Source organism: Methylobacterium sp. B1 (assembly GCF_000333255.1).
Classification (GTDB): Bacteria; Pseudomonadota; Alphaproteobacteria; order Rhizobiales; family Beijerinckiaceae; genus Methylobacterium; species Methylobacterium fujisawaense.
In genome coordinates this window covers 1-3,581 of record NZ_BACT01000898.1, presented here as the reverse complement: position 1 = coordinate 3,581, position 3,581 = coordinate 1, and the positions used below count along the sequence as shown (strand labels likewise).

General features: G+C 72.2%; 3 protein-coding genes and 1 pseudogene. 3 read left to right on the top strand and 1 reads right to left on the bottom strand.

From position 1 onward, the window contains the following. Window positions 1–526 (top strand): gamma-glutamyltransferase (locus tag I53_RS25575; RefSeq protein WP_043356101.1); only part of this gene is annotated, 526 nt, incomplete at its 5' end. A gap of 38 nt (window positions 527–564) precedes the next feature. Here I53_RS25575 and I53_RS25570 read toward each other — a convergent pair. Next, entirely contained in the window at window positions 565–1,329 is a 765-nt protein-coding gene (locus I53_RS25570; RefSeq protein ID WP_251982456.1) for a class I SAM-dependent methyltransferase, read from the bottom strand. Between I53_RS25570 and I53_RS25565 the strand changes: the two are divergent. Both I53_RS25565 and I53_RS25560 read left to right on the top strand, forming a co-directional pair. Continuing rightward, window positions 1,286–2,317: pseudogene (locus tag I53_RS25565) on the top strand (FIST signal transduction protein); the annotation flags it as partial. The gene I53_RS25570 and the pseudogene I53_RS25565 sit on opposite strands and share 44 nt — an antisense overlap. Beyond that, window positions 2,314–3,581 (top strand): hybrid sensor histidine kinase/response regulator (locus I53_RS25560; RefSeq protein ID WP_043356099.1); only part of this gene is annotated, 1,268 nt, incomplete at its 3' end. The pseudogene I53_RS25565 and the gene I53_RS25560, both read left to right, overlap by 4 nt.

Genomic DNA, 3,581 nt, shown 5'->3' with positions numbered 1-3,581 from the left:
CTACATCCAGTCGGTCTACTGGGAGTACGGCTCCGGCACGGTGCTGCCCGCCACCGGCATCTGCTGGCAGAACCGGGGCATGTCGTTCTCCCTCGACCCGAAGGCCGTGAATCCCCTGGAGCCGGGGCGGCGCCCCTTCCACACGCTGATCCCGGCGCTCGCCGCCGTCGACGACGGCCGTGTGATGAGCTACGGCAGCATGGGCGGCGACGGGCAGCCGCAGTTCCAGGCCCAGATCTTCACCCGCTACGCCGATTACGGGATGTCGGTGGCCGATGCCGTCGACGCGCCGCGCCTGCTCTACGGGCGCACCTGGGGGGCGCCCTCGCTCAGCGTGAAGGTGGAGGACCGGTTCGATCCGGCCTGCATCGCGGCCCTCGGCCGACTCGGCCACGAGATCGAGGAACTGGGCGGACCCTACATCGACTCGCTCGGGCACGCGGGCATGCTGGTCCGCCATCCCCGGAACGGTCGGATCGAGGCGACCCACGACCCGCGCTCGGACGGCGGCGCCCTGGGACTCTGAGAGAACGCGCCGCCCGCCCGGCGGCGCGGGATGCCGGCTCAGCCCGCCTGAACGAGCCAGCAGGCGGCGCGCAGGCGCACGGCGCCGCCCGCCGCGTGCCGCGCGAGGGCCGCCGCCACGGCCGCCTCGGCCCGCGCCCGGAGATCCGGTGCGGCCTCGCGGACGAGGTGGGAGCTGGGGCCGAGGTTCAGGGAGACGTGGGTGGCCGCCGCGGTCGCCGCCGTGTCGGTCTCGCCCTGACCGACGACGATGTCCCGGTCGAGCGCGTCGCAGGTCACGCCGGCGAACCCGGCGGCGCGCAGGAGCGCGACCAGCGGGTCGGGGTCGGCGAAGCGGAAGGGTCCCGGCGTGTCGGGCTGCGGCGGAGGCGGGGGCTCCGGCAGGAGCGGCAGCACCGCCTCGCGCGGCACGCTCACCCAGTGATTCTCGGGCAAGGTCCGCCAGCACAGGAAGGTCAGCCGGCCGCCCGGCTTGAGCATCCGGCGAATGTTGGCGAAAGCGCCGGCGGAATCCGGGAAGAACATCACGCCGAAGCGCGACAGGATCCCGTCGAAAGGACCGAGATCCGCCGTCCCGACATCCGCCTCCACGAACCGGATCGGGGCGGTGCGTGCAACCTCCGCGGCGGCGCGGTCCCGCGCCACGGCGAGCAGCGGCGCCGAGATGTCGGCCCCCGTGACGCCGCCGCCGGGCCCGACCCTGCGGGCGGCCTCCAGGGTCGTGGCCCCCGCGCCGCAGCCGATATCGAGCGAAACTTGGTTCCCCGGCGTGCCGGTGGCGGGCTGCTCGATGTCGGGAGGCATCGCCCCGGCCGGAGGCCTCGACCGCGGCCTCGTGGCCATCGCGTTCCCGGCGGAGCGCTTCCGCATCGTCTCGACGGTCCTCGACGCCATCGACCACCTCGACGTGGAGCGTACGGCCTCCGCGGTCCGGGCGCTGCGCCGGACCCTCGACCCACTGGACCGGTGCCGCGAGGTCGACATGGCCGCGTCCGGCCACCGCTTCGCCCTGTCGCTGATCGACGGGCTCGCCAACGCCGAGGAGACGGTCGTCTCGGCCATCGCCTGGGCACTCGACGGCATCCCGATCGTCGGCGGCTCGGCCGGCGACGACCTGCGCTTCCGCGACGCCGTCCTGCTCCACGGCGGGAAGATCCACCGGAAGGCGGCGGTCCTGGTCCTCGTGGAGACCGACTTCTCGGTGGAGATCTTCAAGAGCGACAATTTCGAGCCGACCCAGACCAAGTTCGTGGTGACGGCCTCCGATGGCGAGCGCCGGACCGTGCACGAGCTGAACGCCGAGCCGGCAGCCCGGGAATACGCGATGGCGATCGGCCTCGACCCCGAGGGCTTGTCGCCGATGAGCTTCGCCGCCTACCCGCTGGCTGTGAAGGTCGGCGGCGAGTATTTCTGCCGCTCGATCCGGCGCATGAACGAGGACGGGTCGCTCAGCTTCTTCTGTGCGGTGGACGAGGGCGTTGTGCTGACCCTCGCCGAACCGCGCGATATCGTCGCCTCGACGCGGGCCGAGCTGGCGCGCCTCGACGCGGTGCTCGGCGGCGTCGACCTGATCATCGGCTTCGAATGCGTGCTGCGACGGCTCGACGCCGAGAGCCGGCAGGTGCGCCACGGCATTGCCGACCTCTATCGCCGCTACAACGTCGTCGGCTTCGAGACCTTCGGCGAGCAGTACAGGGCGATGCACCTGAACCAGACCTTCACGGGCATCGCCATCGGCAAGACCCTCGCCGGCAGTGCCCCGAGGGCGGAAGCCACCCCCGTCGCGTCGTGACCCTGCATCCGAACGGTCTCGAGACCGACGCGTCGCTGCACCGGCGGATCGAGAAGCTCGAGCGCATCAACGCCGCGCTGATGTCCCATGTCGAGCGCTCCATGGATCAGCGGGGCAGCGCCTATTCGCTGTTCCAGACCGCGATCATGCTGGAGGGCCGGGTCCGCACCCGCACCGAGGAGCTGACCGGGCTGATGCACCGGTTGGAGCGCTCCAACGAGGCGCTGGCCGCCGCCAAGGAGGAGGCCGAGACCGCCAACCGCTCCAAGACCCGGTTCCTGGCCGCGGCGAGCCACGACCTGCTCCAGCCGGTCAACGCCGCCCGCCTGTCGATTTCGGCGCTGGCCGATCTCGACGTGCCGCCGGAGGCGCGCATCATCGCGGGCCAGGTGGATCGCGGCCTGCAGACCATCGAGGATCTGATCAAGACGCTGCTCGACATCTCGAAGCTCGATGCCGGGATCGTGCGGCCGCAGATCCAGCCGGTGTTCCTGCCCGACCTGCTGGCGGAGCTGGCCGAGAGCTTCAAGCCGTTCGCGGAGCGCAAGGGCCTGCGGCTGTCGCTGCGCTGCCCCGACGTCACCGTCACCAGCGACGTGATGCTCCTGCAGCGCATCCTCCAGAACCTCGTCTCCAACGCGGTCCGGTACACAAGCGTCGGCGGGATCGTTCTCGCGGCCCGTCGGCGGTCCGGCGGCATCCGGATCGAGGTGACCGATACCGGCTGCGGCATCGCCGCGGAGGAATGCGACCTCGTCTTCGACGAGTTCTTCCGCGGCGGCGCCCGGACCGGCAGCGGCGAGGAGCCGGGCCTCGGCCTCGGCCTGTCGATCGTCCGCCGTATGGCCCAGGCCCTCGACCACCCCCTGCGGCTGCGCTCCCGGATCGGCCACGGCACCCGAGTCGCCCTGACGCTGCCCGTGAGCACGATCCCGGCGGCCGTCGCCCCGCCCGCTCCGGTGGCGACCCGGCTCTCGGGCGCGCACGTGCTCGTCGTGGAGAACGACCCCTCGACGTCCGACGCCCTCGCCCGCCTCCTCCAGAACTGGGATGCCCGGGTCTCGACCTTCCGCGACCTCGCGGGGGTGCGGGCCGCCGTAGAGGCCGGCGCCCCGCGGCCGGACATCCTGGTGCTCGACTACCATCTCGACGACGGCGCCTGCGGCCTCGACGTGGCCAACTACCTCCGGGCCGTGCACGCCGATCCGGTCCCGGTCATCGTCACCACCGCCGACCATTCCGATGCCGTCGAGGACGGGGTCAC

Coding starts and splice junctions, on each gene's coding strand:
- I53_RS25570 (WP_251982456.1), bottom strand. CDS start 1,329: ATGCCTCCCGACATCGAGCAGCCCGCCACCGGCACGCCGGGGAACCAA.